Genomic DNA, 16,934 nt, shown 5'->3' with positions numbered 1-16,934 from the left:
AATATCGAGAGCATTAGAAAGTTGCATAAAAAAATCCGAATTCTACAAAAGAATTCGGATTCTTACATACCTAGAAGATCGTTCAAGTGCTATTAACTATTTCTTAAATGATCGGCATTAGCTCACTGAGCGGTTTTTTTGTGCCTAAAATTGAAGACCTGAAATATAAACAGAGCCAGTATTTTAAACGATTAAATATTACCTAATTTTTCAGCTTGTGCTTTACATTGATTATAACTATCAACACATTTTGCAGAGCATACTTGTTGCTTTAAGCCCTCAGCAGTTGTTTGCTGTTCACAGTTGCTTTCGCATTGGTAATTTTGTTGAGCACACTGATTCATTTCAGGGTTTTCAACTTGGTTTTGACAACCCGCTAATAGTGCAAATGTAAGGGCGACTACGCTTGTTTTTATTAATGTGTGCATGCTTAATCCTTAAAAGTGAGTCGCAATAATATTAAATTTCGACCTGAATATTGTCGATCAATCTAACACCACCAAAATAGGCTGCGGCTAAAATAACAAATTGAGTATCTTCGATTGTAGCAGTTTTTAATGTATCTCGTTGAGCAATCTCAAAATAGTCTGGCTTTAGGCCAGCTAGCTCTAAGCTCTGTTTAGCTGAGATTTCAAGTTTTACGAAGTCTTTTTCGCCGCTTTTAAGTTGCTCAGCGCACGTATTAAGCGCTTTAAATAATACGGTTGCAGTCGCTTTTTGATCATCAGATAAGTAACCATTACGTGAGCTCATAGCAAGGCCAGAAACTTCTCGCATTGTAGGTACACCAATAACTTCAACCGGAATTGATAGGTCGCGTGCCATAGTTTTAATTACTTGCAGTTGCTGAAAATCTTTTTCACCAAAGCAGGCGTAATCAGGCTGTACTAGGTTAAATAACTTAGTGACTATTGTGGCAACGCCTCTAAAATGTCCAGGGCGTGAACCACCACAGTAACCTAATGAAATATCAGGTACATCTACAAAGCTTTGTGCACCAAGCCCGTTTGGGTAGATTGTGTCTACACTTGGCGTAAATACAATGTCTGTGCCTAGTTCAGCAAGGCCTTGTTTGTCTTCGTTTAGCGTACGAGGATAGTTATCTAAATCTTCGTTAGCACCAAACTGCATTGGGTTAACAAAAATACTCACAACGACTTTATCGGCTAAGTTTTTTGCTTTTTCTACTAGCGAAAAATGCCCACGGTGCAAGTTGCCCATTGTTGGCACAAGCGCTACGCTAAGACCCGCTTGGCGCCATGCTTTAATTTGACTACGTAACGATCTGATTTCAGTAATTGACTGCATTATTTAAACTCGTGTTCAGCGCTTGGAAACGCGCCATTTTTAACGTCTGTACAATATTTTTGAACGGCTGCAGGCATATTGCCTGTTTCGAGCAAAAAGTTTTTAGAAAATTTAGGAATGTAACCTGCCGAAATACCAACAAGGTCATGCATTACCAATATTTGGCCATCAGTTAAGCTGCCAGCACCAATACCAATAGTTGGAATGCTAAGTGCGTCAGTAATACGTTTTGCCAATGCACTTGGAATACATTCAAGTACTAATAATTGTGCGCCAGCAGCTTCTAGTGCTTTTGCGTCATCAATCATTTTTTGTGCTTTGTCTTCTTCGCGACCTTGTATTTTAAAGCCACCAAATACATGTACTGACTGTGGTGTAAGGCCTAAATGCCCGCAAACTGGAATACCTTGTTGAGTAAGCGTTTTAATGCTCTCGTAAAGCCATTCTCCGCCTTCAAGCTTAATCATGTTTGCGCCAGCGCGCATAAGCTCAGCTGCATTTTTACAGGTATCACTTACGCTCGAGTAGGTCATAAAAGGTAAGTCAGCAATTACAAACAATTCGCGGCTACCAGCGCGTACACAGCGGGTATGATATGCAACATCTTGATTGGTTACGCCAAGGGTGTCATCGCCGCCTTGTAGTACCATGCCCAAGGAGTCGCCCACTAAAATAACTTCAACGCCGTTATCATGAAATAACTTTGCAAAACTAGCGTCGTAGGCTGTTAATGCAGTAATTTTGTTATTTTCTGCTTTCATTTTATTTAAAGTAGAAACGGTTATTTTAGACATAATATCCTCGCAGGCAAAAGCCTAGGTTAATTACAGAGGTAATTGTTGTAAGTCGTTGAGCGGTAAATTATTTGCAATGGTTTTTAATGCAATGCCGCTAGGTAAAATAAGTTCAGGTGCAAGCTCTAATAGTGGGTAAACCACAAACTCGCGATTACTCAAACCATAATGAGGCACAGTTAAGCGCGCCGTATTTATAATTTGATCACCAAATAATAGGGTATCTATATCAAGCGTGCGTGGACCCCAACGCTCAGCCTTTCTTACTCGGCCATGTTCAAGCTCAATACTTTGTGTTAAATCAAGTAATTGCTCTGGCTCAAGAGTCGTTTTAATGCACGCTACTGCATTGATATAGTCAGGTTGATCTTGTGGGCCCATAGGCTTACTAGCATAGTAATGCGATACGTTTATAAATTCACAATTGGGCAGCTTTTTAAGCGCGATTACCGCGTTATCAAGCTGCTCTTTTGGTGAGTTTAGGTTGGCACCTAAACCCAAATAAACACAGTGCATGTTATTACTCAGTTGGCTTTTTAGTTGGACGACGGCGTTTTCGTGGTTTAGGACCACCTTGATGACCTAAGCTTTTAACCATCTCTTTTTGGCCGTTTATATCTTGGCTTAAGTACTGTGTCCACCACTGTGCAAGCTCAGTATGCTGCGTTTCGCCTGCATTTACGCGTAATAATAAAAAGTCGTAAGCGGCTTTAAAGCGAGGTTGCTGCGTTAGTCGGTAAGCACGTTGGCCAGCACGTTTATCTAAACGATGCTGAATATGCCAAATATCGCGTGCACCTAAAGTAAAGCGTTTAGGTACGGCAATATGCTGTGAGTTATCGCTTAGTACTTTATTCATTGCTTGTGCGAAAGCATCGTATTCTGCAAGTTGCTCTTGGCTTTGAATCTTTTTAGTACGTTCAAGCAGCGGGAACCAAAGTAGGGCAGCAAAAATAAACGCTGGGGTTACTTTTTTATCTGCATTAATACGTTTGTCGGTATTTTGAAACATTTGCTGAATAAGCGTGTGTTCTAAGCCACTTGGGTTTTTATCTAAAATTTTATCAAGATCAGGGAACAGCGAGCGGAATAAGCCGTATTTACGCAGCATTAAAAAGTTAGCTTCTGCCTTGCCGTTTAAAAACAGCTTAAGAATTTCTTCAAATAAACGAGCCGGCGGAATGTTATCAAGCAAGCTTGCAAGCTCGCTAATTGGCTTTTCGCTTTTAGGCGCAATGCTCATATCAAGTTTAGTGGCAAAACGTACTGCACGTAACATACGAACAGGATCTTCGCGGTAACGCGTTTCGGGGTCGCCGATTAGCTCAATTTGTTTAGCTTTAATTGCCGCTAAGCCGTTGGCGTAATCGTGAATACTAAAATCTTTGATTGAGTAATAAAGTGCATTGATTGAAAAGTCGCGGCGCTCAGCATCTTCTTCAATACTGCCAAATACGTTGTCACGTAGCAGTTGGCCTTCATCACTTGATTGACTTATTTGATTTTTGTCTTCTTGCGCTTCGTGGTGACCACGCATAGTCGCCACTTCAATAATTTCACGACCAAATACAATATGTGCTAAACGAAAGCGACGGCCAATAAGGCGACAGTTTCTAAATAGTTTTTTTACTTGATCGGGTGTTGCATTAGTAACTACGTCAAAATCTTTTGGCTGTTGGCCTAACAATATATCGCGAATACAACCACCAACAAGGTAGGCGTCGTAACCACCGTCTTTTAAGCGGTATAATACTTTGATTGCATTTGGGCTAAATTGTTTGCGAGAAATACCATGCTCACCACGAGTGACAACAATAGGTTCACTGCTTACAGAAGCGCTTTCGGCACTGGTATTCGGGCCGATTATTTGTCGGCAAAATTGAAAAAGCTTGGAAATAATAATCTGTCTCCTAGAAGGTATGATTGACACTGCATTGCAATCAAAAGTTACAGCAAATAGGGCGGTTATAACCCAGCACAAGCTGCTTAGCTTAATTAGCATATATTTAGGCGGCTATCATATACCAGCAGGGTTTAAAAATTAAGTTGATGTGTTGAAATTAAGCCGTTTTTAGCTATTTTATTTACTTAAATGTGTAAATTGGACTTTTTGACTATGTGGATGTTGAGAAATTTGTATTTCGGATACGTGTGGTACCTGCTTTAAGCTAAAGTTTTTAACGCCCCAAGCGATTAATTGTTCAATATTTAAATCGATTAAATCAGCTATTACAGGCAACCCTAAAAATTCAAATGCACTAATTAAAGCTGGTTTTGGGTTTTGCTTGCTGATAGCAGGGGCATAATTTTGTTTAGACAGTTTAAAACCAGGTTTGGCAACCGCTAAAGGTAAATGAGCAAATTCAGGTACAGGGCTGTTGAGCTGTTTAAACAAACTAATTTGTCGTGCTGTTGGCTCAATTAAATCAGCGCCTCTAACAATTCGATTAATCCCTTGGTCAATATCATCGACGACCACAACAAGTTGATAGGCAAATAAGTCATCGCTGCGTTTAATTAAGTAATCCTCATGGGCGAGGGCACTATTAACGCTTATGTCACCTTGAATTAAATCACTAAATTGAGTCGTTGGATGTTGCTGAATTAAACGAAGCGCACCGGATTGGGTGTTGTGATTAAGTGCCTTGCAATGCCCCTGATAAATACCGCCAATAGCTTTTATTTGCTTGCGAGTACAGGTGCAACCATAAACAAGGTTTTGTTTTAAAAGTGAGTGGGTAATATCTTGATATAAAGGCAGACGCTGCGTTTGATATACAACAGGTTCGTCCCAATGAAGGGCATAGGCATGTAAGGTATTAAGAATATCGGAGTCGGCGTTTTTGACCACGCGCGTAGTGTCTATGTCTTCTATACGAACTAACCACTTTCCTTGGTTAGCTTTTGCATCTAGATAGCTACCCACAGCCGCTACAAGTGAGCCAAAATGTAATGGCCCAGAAGGAGACGGTGCAAAACGACCGCGATATTTACGCATAGGCGCAGTAACGGCTGTAGGAGACATAACTAATTAATAAGTATTAATTAGCCGCGTCCAGATTGCTTTTCTTTGATTTCCGCAAGTGTTTTACAGTCTACGCATAAATCGGCAGTAGGACGTGCTTCTAAGCGACGTATGCCAATTTCGATGCCACAAGACTCACAAAAGCCAAAATCATCTTCTTTAATCAAATTAATTGTTTTTTCAATTTTTTTGATTAATTTACGTTCGCGGTCACGAGTACGAAGTTCTAAAGAGAACTCTTCTTCTTGTGCAGCGCGGTCAACTGGGTCAGGAAAGTTAGCAGCTTCGTCTTGCATGTGCGATTTAGTGCGATCAACTTCGTTACGTAAATCATTACGCCAAGTTTCTAAAATCGTTCTAAAATGAGCACGTTGTGCATCATTCATGTACTCTTCGCCTGGTTTTTCTTGGTATGGTTCTAAACCGGCTTGAGCCAATAAACCATGTTTCTTTTGGTCTGGCATAACTCTCTCCTAAATCCTTAATTTAATGCCTCAGCATTAGCCGGCGGTATAAATAACAGAATCTTATACCCTAGGCAAATTTATTTTTAATTAATCGAATTAGCTTCAACCATGCTTACTGAGTAAAAGGTGTATTAATAGTTTGTTTACACTTTTAATTAATTCACATATTCGCTTTCTAAAACTTGCCTTGTTATATGGGCAAAAGCTTTAAAAACAAGTTAATTTTAATAATTCATTTTTGTAACTTTCTATATTTTGAGCTCGTTACTTACTTTGTAAATTACGAATTGTTCAATCCTTGGTTTAAAATAAACACACCTCAATACACTATTCTATAAATGCTATTTTTTTATGAAGTAAAACCTCATCCGCCGAAATAGTCGCTTTGTATGCTAATACTTCAACACCGGCTATTATTGCTTGGCTTAATAGCGTGGCGTATTTTTTATCAATATGCGCAGCTGCACTTACGGTATTTATTCCTTCATGCAAAACAGCGAACAGTAATACTGCTCGGTGGCCTTGTTCGATCATTTCTATTAGTTCGCGAATATGTTTTTGTCCGCGCAGTGTTTGCGCATCAGGAAAATAGCCTTGACCACTTTGTGGGGCGTCTTCGCTTAATAATGTGACTGATTTAACTTCTACGTAGCAATCAGGTTTATTGTTGTCTGTGAGTAAAAAGTCGATTCGGCTGTTTTCGCTGCCGTACTTTACTTCGCTTTGCAATTGACTGTAGTCGAGTAGCTCGCTTATCACATTATTGTTTATTGCATCTTCTACTACTTTATTTGCCACCGCTGTATTTACACAAATAAGCTGCGATAAGTTATTTTGCGTAAGCTCTAATGAATGCGGGTATTTTCGTTTTGCGTTATCGCTGGTTGAATAAAAAGCAGCGAAGCCTGGCTCTGCGCATCCGGTCATTTTACCTGTATTAGCACAGTGAGCAGTGAATTCGCTGCCATCATTTAGTTGTAAATCAGCTAAAAAGCGTTTGTAGCGTTTTAATAAAGTGGCTGGTTGCAGCGCTGGCGTGTACTTCATAATAATTTCCAAAGTGTAAATACTGCACAGCAGTGTGATTTATGTTATTTATCTCAAGCTGTTGGGAACTTAAGCGCTCTATAGTAAACTCGGTGGCACATTTAAGTGCAAGGGTATTCTAACATGAGTGAAAAATTTGTTGTTCAACTAAGCGAACAAGCGGCAGCTAGCCATTGGGGCGATAATGCGTCGTTGTCTTTTAACGAGCGCGGTGCAACGGTACATTTGTCTGAGCAAGAAACATTGAAAAATGTTCAAAAAGCAGGTCGAACTCTTGCAATCCAAGGCGTTAAAAACGTTGAACTAGCAGGCGGTACTTGGTGTACAGAAAGCCAATGGGCCTTTTATCAAGGCTTTGTAACACCAAAATCGTTAAATGGTGTTGAGTTTGTTGATAACGCACAATCAGATATTAAAGAACTTGCTCATTTAAAAACGTCAGCAATTTGGGCACGTGAAATGGTTAACGGGACGGCCGATGACATTTACCCTGAAAGCCTTGCTGAAAAAGCCGCTGAGTTTATTCAATCACTAGCGCCTGAGCACGTTAGTTACCAAATTATTAAAGGCGATGCGTTACTTGAGCAGCAATGGATTGGTATTCATGCTGTTGGTCGCGGTAGTGTTCGCCCACCTGTATTACTTGAGCTTGATTACAACCCAACGGGTGATGAAAATGCACCAGTAAGTGCAGCGCTTGTAGGTAAAGGTATTACGTTTGACTCAGGTGGTTACTCAATCAAATCAAGCGAAGGTATGCTTGGTATGAAATGCGACATGGGCGGCGCAGCAACAGTAACTGCAGGCTTAGCATTGGCTATTAACCGTGGTATTGAAAAGCGTATTAAGCTGTTTTTATGTTGTGCAGAGAACTTGATTTCGGGTCATGCATACAAATTAGGTGACATTCTTACTTATAAAAATGGCACAACAGTTGAAATAGTAAACACCGATGCTGAAGGTCGCTTAGTACTTGCTGATGGCCTAATGGCTGCTGGCGAGACTGGTGCTCCACTTATTATTGATGCAGCAACACTAACTGGTGCAGCGCTTGTTGCTGTTGGCCAAGAGTACAATGCATTATTTGCACTTGATAAAGAACTAGCACGCGAAGTTGAAGGGTTTGCCTCTCAAGAAATGGAAGCTGCTTGGCCTCTTCCTCTTGAAAAATGGCATCAACAAAACTGCCCATCGCCTTACGCTGATACGGCAAATAGCCGCGCACAAAAAGGTGGCGGTTACGGCGGTGCATCAAATGCAGCAGGCTTTTTATCACGCTTTGTGCCAAACGATGGCAAAGGTTGGGTACACATAGATTTAGCAGCTGCATTTAACATGGGCAGCACAAGCCAATGGGCTGCTGGCGCAACAACTCAAGGTATGCGTACTGTTGCACGTACATTGTTAGAAAAAGCTTAATAATACGTAAAATAGGCTTTTAATATACAAAATAGGCACCACTTGGTGCCTATTTTTTGATTTGCAGACAAGCAATTTAGTTTGATTTACGGTAAAATCTGTCGCCAATACCTGTTTGAGTTTAATTTTTTGCTTAACTCTAAGCTGCGCTCAAATGTTATATCCACCACTGGGGTTTCTAATTATGTCAGATAAGTGCTACATCACAGCTCAACAGCTGCTTGAAGATTCGTTCCGCGTAGCGGCACAAGTATACCAAGATGGCTTTCGTCCTGATTTTATCATTGGTATTTGGCGAGGTGGTGCACCAATCGGTATTGCTGTTCAAGAGTATTACGATTACAAAGGCATTGAGACTGACCATATTGCGGTACGTACATCGTCTTATTACGGTATTGGTAAGCAATCAAAAGAAATTAAAGTTCACGGATTACATTATATTGTAGAGAACGCAAATGCAGGCGATTCATTGTTAATTGTTGATGATGTGTTTGACTCAGGGCGTAGTATTGTTGCATTAAAAGAAAAGCTTTCTGAACTTATGCGCTTAAACTTACCACGTGATATTCGTATTGCGTGCCCGTATTACAAGCCTAAAAATTCAAAAGTAGACACTGTTCCAGATTATTATATTCATGAGTCTGAAGAATGGTTAGTGTTCCCGCATGAACTATCTGGTTTAACACCAGATGAAATTATTGCTGGTAAATCTGACCTTGCGAAAATTCATGACATTTTGCTAGAGAAGTAATTAGTAATTTGCATAAATAAAAAAAGGCCGTTAAGGCCTTTTTTTATGCGTAAAATTGAGCGCGTTGCTTAACTTATTATTTAATCAATAAATTAAAGTTGGGCAAAGCTATCTACGTATTCACTGAGCATTGGTATATCGACCGCGAGTAAACCATCGTTACTTCTAAGTACCAAGCCTTTTTCTACGAGTTCAGTAACAACACGTCTGTAAGCTCGCTCAGTGGTTGCAAAGCGTTCGGCTTCAGCATTTACAGTTGGGTAGGCTCTAAGTAGCGTAGGGTTGTTGTTCTCGGCTCTTAGTAAGCAATCTTTAGCTATATTATAGCTAAGTGGTAGTAATAACTTATCTAAATTGATTTTTTGGTTCTCTTGAAACTTAGCCGCAATGGTTTGTGCTGTGTATAAGCTTAGTTCCGGCTTTTCAAGCAGCAGAGCACGCCAATGCCTTAATTCAATAAGGTTATAAGTTACATCGCTAAAGCATGTGACCGTATAAATACACGGATTATTATTTAGCGCTTCTATTTCACCAATAAGGGTGTTGTTACAATCCAATTGCCCTAACAGCAGGCGTCGTCCATTACCTACGTCGTAACTAAACGACACAGTGCCACTGCGTACAAGCACAAGCTTGCTTAAAGGCTGATCTTGATGGATCAGAACTTCTTTTTTTGATTGTTGATAGCTACTACCGGCAAAGGTTAAAAGCTGATCAACAAGGTAACTAGAAAAATGGTATTGAAACATCAATGTGCTCTTCGGACATTTGTCCTATTTATTACATCTTAATGACGATAGCATTAAGACACTAAGAATTTACGCTAACTTGCTACTAATATTATTAGCTTTGCTAAGAGTATTATTTTACCTTCATTTCCCGTGTAATGATTTAAGAATTTGCTGGTATTTTCCGGCAAACTTTTTCAGGTTTTTTAAGCAGGTTAGCTTTTTTATTTTGTTGTAACTTTGCAATACTTACAAGTGCCATAAGCTAGCAGTACATGTAATGCTAACCTAAAGGCCAGGAGAGAACAATTGAGTTGGGAATATTTAGGTTATATTGCATCAGCTTTATTGGTTGCATCGTTAACAATGACAGATGTAGTAAAACTACGTTGGTATAACATGTTTGGTTGTATGGTGTTTACTGCATACGGTGTTGCCATTGACGCAACACCTGTGATTTTTACTAACGGCTTGTTGTCGCTTGTAAATTTATACCACATTATAAAAATATATCGCCAACCTAAAGTTGAAGACGCTAAAAGCTAAAATAAGTTATCTGCACAAAGTAAGTTAATGGTTTTAATTAAAATCAAAAACTTCAGTTATTGTGCAGTCCAGCTTGATGCGTATATAGACAATCTCATATCACTCTACATAACTTACCTCTGAACCATGCTTTAATCTCCTACTTAAAAGATGATTACCTTAGGTTTTAATACGTCATTCGTTAGCTAATACCAACCTGCATAAATCTTTGATCAATTTAACGAATTAAATTGCACTATAACGTCGTTAAAAATTTTTTATTTAGAACAACTAGATACAAAAATTTTCGCCTAGTTCTAGCGTAATTTTCTCAACGTTAAATAGACCCGTATATAAGCAGATTGGTATAAACTCTGTTCGCGGTTAATAATACCAATTCCAATAAATAGCTGATCTATTTTACTTGCTAAAACAACCCATTTCTTTGTTGTAAATTTCGCAAAGGGAACAACCATTTATATCAATTTACGCCTAGAACTGAATTATTTTTTCGGCGTAAAATTTAGATCACATACTTAATGGAATTGGTGTAAATATATAAATAAGTGCTTCTAAATTTCATAAAAAAATCCGATAGCAGTTTACTGCTATCGGATTTTTATCTGTTATACCAACCTGCTTATATGCTATTTAATTTGTTAAATTGCTTAAATATTTATGTAGGTTGGTATTTAGGTATTTACGCTTTTTCTAAATCTTCAACGTCACCTAAACCTGCAGTTAGTTCTTCAAGTAATTGCTTTATTTCTTCAGAAGCTAAAATAAAGTCAGCATCAAGTTTTAAAGCCATATCTTCTTTAGGAATATCTGCGTTTTCTTCTTTTAGAGTTTCAGAGTAGCTTAAACGTTTGATAGAACCATCGTTTTGCAGCATAAACTTAAGGCGTTCTTGCCAATCAAGGGCAAGTTTAGTTACGCGTTTACCACTTTCTAAATGCGATTTTACTTCATCACATGATAGGTCATGGCCTTTAAGCTTTACTTGTGCGCCGCTGTCGTCAGCTTCTTCAAGCTCAGCGTCTGAGCCAATAGCAAAGCCCTCTGGTGTACTAAAGTTAGTTAACCAATCAGTTAAAAATACATCTAGGTCGTAGTTAGCAAACGCAGGTACTACAGGAAGCGTTCCTAGCGATTTGCGAAGTAATGCCAGTAGCTCTTCTGCTTTATTAAAGCTTCCGCTATTTACAACAACCCAACCGTTTTCTTGGTCAATAAAAGCAAATTGTAAGCTCGACTTTTTAAATGCTTGAGGTAGAAGAGTATGAAGAATGTTTTCTTTTAACTCGTCTTTTTCTTTCTTTTTAACAGGGCGGTTTTCTTCGGCTTCTATCAGATCAATTTTCTCAGCGACTAGCTCGTTAATAACAGAAGCCGGAAGTACTTTTTCTTCACGTTTAGCGCAAACTAAAATACTTTTTTGAGAAAAATGCGATAGCGTATCGCCATGCTTTCCAAACGCTTTTGTCCAACCAAATGTAGCAAGCTCTTGGCCCGTACATGGGCGAAATAAATCTTGCTCTAATGCTTTGTCAAAATCTTCTTGAGTGTATGAAACGTCTTGCTTAAAGCGGTAACAAATAAGGTTACTAAACCACATAGGGGAATTAATCCATTTGAAAAATTTGTACAATCATAGCAATAAAAACAGTATCTCGAAATGACTGATTTGTTACTGTTGAATATGAACAAATTTAACGCATGTACTTTTATTTATTCATATTTATCAAAAATAGGCAGAGGCTTAGCCATGTTCTTTGGAAATTGAATATAGTAACGCAAGCCTTTGCCTAGTTCACTCGTTGCATCAATAGAGCCACTAAGGGTTTGCTTGACTAAATTAAGCATTATGTGGGTGCCTAATCCGCTACCACCTTCATCTCGTTTAGTCGTAAAGAATGGGTCAAATAATTTTTTTAATTGCTCGTTGGTAACACCGTTACCATTATCTTTGTAATCAATAGTTAAGTTAGTGTCATCAGCGCTTATTTTAATATCCATAACACCGTTGCTTTTACCTTCAAAGCCATGAATGAGTGAATTCATAATTAGGTTAGTAAAAATTTGGCTTATAGCGCCTGCGGGTAAATTTAAAACTAAATCATCAGGACATTCTAATTTTATAGTGTGGGATGTCTTTTTTAGTTGTGGGTGCAGTGAGCGTATTACTTCGTTAACGTAATCTTTAAAGTTAATGGTTCTTACTGCTTCACTAGCTTGATCGACCGCTATTTGTTTAAAACTAGCAATAAGCTCTGAAGCTCTATCTAAATTGGTTGTTAAAAGACTGGCACTTTGCTTGGCCTCATTAATAAATTCTTCTAGTGCTTTTGGCGAAAGCGTTTTTTCGGTATAAGCATTTTCGAGTTTATTTAAACGCTCTTGTAAAAACGAGATTGCCGTTACACCAATGCCAATGGGGGTATTTATATCGTGCGTAATACCTGCCACCAGCCCGCCTAGCGCAGCCATTTTTTCTGTGCCTAACAAACGTTCCTGTGCAAGGCTTAACTCTTCTATGTAGCGCTGAGATTCAGTTTGTTTTGTAATTAACTCTTGCTCTGTACTTCGGCGTAAATCAATTTCTTCTGTGAGTACAATTTTTTGCTTTTCGAGTTCGTATTTTTGCTGCTGTAAATCCATCATTGCTTGGCTTAAGTTTGATGTTTTACGAGCTACGTCTTGCTCAAGCTGTATGTTGTGATGGTCAAGCTTTTCGTTACTTATAATGAGTTCTTTTTGGGTATGCTCAAGTTCTTTTCTATACTGAACTACTTTATCTATTAGTTTGTTGAACGACTGCTCCATTACTTTTAGTTCATTATGTTCTTCAGTCTCTATTTCTATGTGCTGGCCTTCTAGCTCATCTATTTCTAAATTTTCTAGTTGTTCAGTGAGTTCAGTTAAAGGCTCTGTTAGGAGTTTTCTAAATGCCATTAAAAACAGAATGATCAAAAATGTTGTTTTGATCATTGCATTACCAATCAAAAAGTAGATTGATACCATAATGCGACTAAATACAACTTCACGACTAGAAAATAGCGTAACGTCACCGACTTGGGTTGCGCGTCCTGAAAATTCAAAAATAAGTGGAAAAGTGTAACCAAATAAACCAGATTTAGTATCTTCTAAAATAACTTCTTCTTGAACAAGTTGTTGATTGTATAGCTTGTGTATATCAAGTGATCGCCCTAACTGTGAAATAATTTCGCCACTGTCGTCACGAACAATAATCCCTTCAATCATAGGGATGGCGAGTAGACCTTCTGCCGTTGTAATTGTTTGTTTGGTATTAAGTTCCCAAATAGCACGCGTTAAGCTGCGGCTAAATGTTTTTTGCAAGGTACTGAGTTCATTGCGAATGTAATCTTTAGTATTAACGTATTCAGCAAGCACTTGTCCGCAAGTCACTACAAAGGTAAGTAAAAAATAAACAGACAAAACGCTAGTTAGTAACTTCTTAGAAAGGCTCTTTTGTAACATAAGTGACTTGTTCATCCATTATTATTTTTATAACGTTACGGTAGTTACTTAAAAGTTAGTCAATAAACCTCTAAAAATAAATAAAAAAGTTAAAATTTAATAAGATAAACCTAAAAAATAAGCGTGTAGTACCAAAGTAATTAAACTAAGCTATAAAGTAGTCTATTTGTTACATGTTAAGTATTATCACTTTAGCTGATATTTGATTTCGATTTTTATTTAATATGGACTTACTCTATATTTATCATGGTATTAAATTATTAATGTGTTGAGTATTTAGGAACGTGTTAAAGTGTATAAAATGCAAGGAGGGCGGTCTTTCAATAACTTTGATGGTTGTATAGTAGTAAACATGATGAAATTCTCGATATTAGTCTGTGACGATTCCGCAGTCGCCCGTAAACAAGTCGTGCGGTGTTTAAATGAATGTATAGACGCAGAAATACAACAAGCTACAAATGGGGCGCAGGCTTTAGCGCTTTTGCGAGCACAAAACTTTGATTTACTATGCTTAGATCTCACCATGCCTGAAGTCGATGGTATACAAGTGCTCGAGACTATAAAAACAGAAAAAATAGAGTGCTTTGTTTTAGTTATTTCTGCCGATATACAAGAAAAAATGAAGCAACGAGTCGCCCAACTTGGCGCAATTGATTTTATTGATAAGCCTATTAATAGATCAAGCTTGAATGAAATATTGCATAAATTTGGCATTCATTAGGTTTTTTCATGTTAAAAAAGGCTGTTTTATCTTTTAATTTAGGGTTGACAGCATAGCCTTTGTTAAGGCAGTCTTAACATATGAAAACAATTAATCACGTACTGACCATTATTATTACAACCATCATTCTTACTGGATAGTGGCATAGGTCGGTGCAACAAATTTAAAGGCCTGTGTTCACTTAGAACACAGGCCTTTTTTTCGTTTTATGGGATGAGGAACATAAACAATGCGAGTTTTAAAATTTGGTGGGTCTTCACTTGCCGATTATGCATGCTTACAACAGGTAGCTCAGTTAGTTAAAGCACAGTTAAAAGATGAAATGTTATTGGTGCTTTCTGCTCCTGGTGGAATGACCGACTCCTTAGTTGCACTTGCAAGTGCTGCAGAGCAAGGGTTAGATTTTAGTCAACAATGGCAAGCATTGGTAAGCCGCTGTGAAGGTTTGAAAGCTGACGTTGAAAAAAGTGGTGCGGTAGTTACACACTGGCCAAATTTAGGCGAGCTTAAAAATAAACTAGATGGCGTGTCACTTATACAATGTTGCCCTGATCAAGTTCGCGCATTTGTGATTAGCTTTGGAGAGCGCGTTAGTGTTTCTTTAATGCAGGCTTTATTGAACTCGCACGATGCGAGATACTTAGAAGCAACAAGCTGTATCGCTTCAACTGGCGGTTATATTGATGCTGAGGCTGATTTAGTAACAAGTAAAGCTCGCTTTCAAGCTGTGCTTAAAGAAAGCCCTGCAACTATTTATATCATGCCTGGTTTTACAGCGAGTAATGATAAAGGTGAGCTTACAACGCTTGGTCGTAATGGTTCAGACTACTCAGCAGCCATTGCAGCAGCATGTTTAGAAGCTGAAATTTGCCAAATTTGGACTGACGTTGATGGCGTATATAGCGCTGACCCTCGTTACATCAAAAAAGCGACTAAGGTAGATTTCTTATCTTATAAAGAAGCGATGGAGCTTTCTTACTTTGGTGCAAAAGTACTTCACCCTAAAACAATACTGCCGTGTGCTAAAGCGGGTGTGCCGTGCGAAATTAAAAATACACATAATCCAGACGCACAAGGTTCATTAATTGGTAACGATTATTCATCAGATGAGCCAGTAAAAGCGCTTTCGAGCTTACAAGACCTTGCAATGCTAACTGTTTCAGGCCCAGGTATGAAAGGTAAAGTGGGCATGGCGTCTAAGGTATTTAATGCACTTGCTCACGATAACGTATCAATAGTATTAATTACACAGTCATCATGTGAATTTAGCATTAGCTTTTGTGTACATGAAACTGATTTAGCACTTGCACTCGATGCGCTACAAACTGCGTTTGAACTAGAGTTACAAGCTGGACTTATTGAACCTGTACAAGTACAGCGCAATTTAGCGATTGTTACGTTAGTAGGCGACAACATGCGCGCGCATCGTGGTTTAGCTGCTAAGTTTTTTGCATCGCTTGCACAAGCTCAAGTAAATATTGTGGCAATTGCACAGGATTCTACAGAAAGCGCTATTTCAGCCGTGATTGACGGCGAGCTGTGTAACGACGCAGTTAAAATATGCCATGAAAACTTCTTTACGCATGTGCCATCAATTGATGTGTTTTTACTAGGTTGTGGCTTAGTAGGGCAAGAGCTTATTAATCAGCTTGAGCGCCAACAAGCGTGGCTAGAAAAACGTAATATTAAGCTTAATTTGTATGGTGTTGCTAACTCTCGTCAATTACACCTAGATAGTGAAGGCATTGCTTTTAGTGATTGGCAGCAAAAATTGGCCTCATCTGAGCTGGCATTTGATTTAAAAATAGTAGAGCAATTTGTTAAGCAAAATCATTTAGTAAATCCTGTGCTTGTTGACTGTACATCGTCGGATGCACTCGCTGCGCAGTATGTAGACTTTTTAAATGCGGGTTTTCATGTGGTTGCGGCTAATAAAAAAGCAACAACAAGCTCATACACGTATTACCAAGATTTAATTGCTGCTACGCAAAAGAATAATCGTAAATTTTTATACGAAACTAACGTAGGTGCAGGCTTACCAGTAATCGACAATTTACAGTCGTTATTTGGTGCCGGTGATGAGTTATTAGAGTTTAGCGGTATTTTGTCAGGCTCACTTTCGTACATGTTTGGTGCACTTCAAGATGGTTTATCACTTTCTGAAGCAACTATTAAAGCCAAAGAGAGCGGCTTTACAGAGCCAGATCCTCGTGATGATTTATCGGGTACCGATGTAGCACGTAAGTTACTGATTATTGCTCGCGAAGCGGGTATGAAATTAGAGTTAAGCGATATTGAAGTTGAATCGGTATTGCCAGTAGGTTTTGCACAAGATGATAATGTTGATGAGTTTATGGTAAAACTACCAAGCCTAGATGCTGATTTTAACGACCGTATTAAAAGCGCAGCGAGCGAAGGGAAGGTGCTTCGCTATGTAGGTACAATTAAAGAAGGCCACTGTAAAGTAGGTATTGAAGCGGTAGATGCAAAACATGCGCTTAGTGTCATTCGCGATGGCGAAAACGCGCTGGCTATTTTAAGCCAATACTATCAGCCACGTCCGTTTGTAATTCGTGGCTATGGCGCCGGCTCTGAAGTAACAGCAGCGGGTGTATTTGCTGATATTTTAAAAACATTATCGCGCTAGG

16 protein-coding genes are annotated in these 16,934 nt (G+C 38.7%); 5 read left to right on the top strand and 11 right to left on the bottom strand.

What is annotated here, in order from left to right:
* Positions 1–191 precede the first annotated feature (191 nt).
* The 8 genes from I6F49_RS16965 to sfsA form a co-directional block, all read right to left on the bottom strand.
* Entirely contained in the window at positions 192–428 is a 237-nt protein-coding gene (locus tag I6F49_RS16965; protein ID WP_166419246.1) for a hypothetical protein, read from the bottom strand.
* Positions 429–459: 31 nt separating this feature from the next.
* Positions 460–1,308 (bottom strand): pantoate--beta-alanine ligase, encoded by an 849-nt coding sequence (panC, locus tag I6F49_RS16960; protein ID WP_166419245.1) that lies wholly within the window; start codon positions 1,306–1,308, stop codon positions 460–462.
* Entirely contained in the window at positions 1,308–2,102 is a 795-nt protein-coding gene (gene panB, locus I6F49_RS16955; protein WP_166419244.1) for a 3-methyl-2-oxobutanoate hydroxymethyltransferase, read from the bottom strand. Before panB ends, panC begins: the two co-directional genes overlap by 1 nt.
* 30 nt (positions 2,103–2,132) lie before the next feature.
* On the bottom strand, positions 2,133–2,618 hold the full coding sequence (gene folK, locus I6F49_RS16950; protein WP_166419243.1) for a 2-amino-4-hydroxy-6-hydroxymethyldihydropteridine diphosphokinase: 486 nt from the start codon (positions 2,616–2,618) through the stop codon (positions 2,133–2,135).
* A 4-nt stretch (positions 2,619–2,622) separates the two neighbouring features.
* Entirely contained in the window at positions 2,623–4,104 is a 1,482-nt protein-coding gene (gene pcnB / locus I6F49_RS16945) for a polynucleotide adenylyltransferase PcnB (RefSeq protein ID WP_231615121.1), read from the bottom strand.
* Between the two features lie 78 nt (positions 4,105–4,182).
* Positions 4,183–5,127: a tRNA glutamyl-Q(34) synthetase GluQRS gene (gluQRS, locus tag I6F49_RS16940; protein ID WP_197181404.1), complete on the bottom strand. Its 945-nt coding sequence runs from the start codon at positions 5,125–5,127 to the stop codon at positions 4,183–4,185.
* A 20-nt stretch (positions 5,128–5,147) separates the two neighbouring features.
* Complete coding sequence (dksA, locus tag I6F49_RS16935; protein ID WP_024611520.1) at positions 5,148–5,591, bottom strand: RNA polymerase-binding protein DksA; 444 nt, start codon at positions 5,589–5,591, stop codon at positions 5,148–5,150.
* A 330-nt stretch (positions 5,592–5,921) separates the two neighbouring features.
* Positions 5,922–6,641: a DNA/RNA nuclease SfsA gene (gene sfsA / locus I6F49_RS16930; RefSeq protein WP_197181403.1), complete on the bottom strand. Its 720-nt coding sequence runs from the start codon at positions 6,639–6,641 to the stop codon at positions 5,922–5,924.
* A 123-nt stretch (positions 6,642–6,764) separates the two neighbouring features.
* Between sfsA and pepB the strand changes: the two genes are divergently transcribed.
* A complete protein-coding gene (pepB, locus tag I6F49_RS16925) occupies positions 6,765–8,060 on the top strand; it encodes an aminopeptidase PepB (protein WP_197181402.1) in 1,296 nt (431 codons plus the stop codon).
* Positions 8,061–8,244: 184 nt separating this feature from the next.
* A complete protein-coding gene (locus I6F49_RS16920) occupies positions 8,245–8,811 on the top strand; it encodes a phosphoribosyltransferase (RefSeq protein ID WP_007377478.1) in 567 nt (188 codons plus the stop codon).
* 92 nt (positions 8,812–8,903) lie between these two features.
* On the opposite strand, the gene I6F49_RS16915 is transcribed toward I6F49_RS16920, so the two are convergent.
* Entirely contained in the window at positions 8,904–9,560 is a 657-nt protein-coding gene (locus I6F49_RS16915) for a Crp/Fnr family transcriptional regulator (protein ID WP_197181401.1), read from the bottom strand.
* 288 nt (positions 9,561–9,848) lie between these two features.
* On the opposite strand from I6F49_RS16915, the gene I6F49_RS16910 reads away from it, so the two are divergent.
* Positions 9,849–10,085 (top strand): uroporphyrinogen decarboxylase, encoded by a 237-nt coding sequence (locus tag I6F49_RS16910; protein ID WP_197181400.1) that lies wholly within the window; start codon positions 9,849–9,851, stop codon positions 10,083–10,085.
* Positions 10,086–10,764: 679 nt separating this feature from the next.
* Here the strand turns inward: I6F49_RS16910 and rdgC are convergent.
* Together rdgC and I6F49_RS16900 are read right to left on the bottom strand one after the other, a co-directional pair.
* Positions 10,765–11,682, bottom strand: a complete 918-nt coding sequence (gene rdgC, locus I6F49_RS16905; RefSeq protein ID WP_024589755.1) for a recombination-associated protein RdgC — start codon at positions 11,680–11,682, stop codon at positions 10,765–10,767.
* 113 nt (positions 11,683–11,795) lie between these two features.
* A complete protein-coding gene (locus tag I6F49_RS16900; RefSeq protein ID WP_166419321.1) occupies positions 11,796–13,565 on the bottom strand; it encodes an ATP-binding protein in 1,770 nt (589 codons plus the stop codon).
* A 352-nt stretch (positions 13,566–13,917) separates the two neighbouring features.
* Between I6F49_RS16900 and I6F49_RS16895 the strand changes: the two genes are divergently transcribed.
* Positions 13,918–14,286 carry a response regulator gene (locus tag I6F49_RS16895; protein ID WP_197181399.1) on the top strand — a complete coding sequence of 123 codons (369 nt, stop codon included), beginning with the start codon at positions 13,918–13,920 and terminating at the stop codon, positions 14,284–14,286.
* Positions 14,287–14,515: 229 nt separating this feature from the next.
* Positions 14,516–16,933 (top strand): bifunctional aspartate kinase/homoserine dehydrogenase I, encoded by a 2,418-nt coding sequence (gene thrA, locus I6F49_RS16890; protein ID WP_197181398.1) that lies wholly within the window; start codon positions 14,516–14,518, stop codon positions 16,931–16,933.
* The last annotated feature ends 1 nt before the right edge of the window (position 16,934 follow it).

Source organism: Pseudoalteromonas sp. SWN166 (assembly GCF_015864485.1).
GTDB lineage: Bacteria > Pseudomonadota > Gammaproteobacteria > Enterobacterales > Alteromonadaceae > Pseudoalteromonas.
Note: the sequence above shows the minus strand (reverse complement) of the source record. Positions and strands in the feature narration are given on the sequence as shown.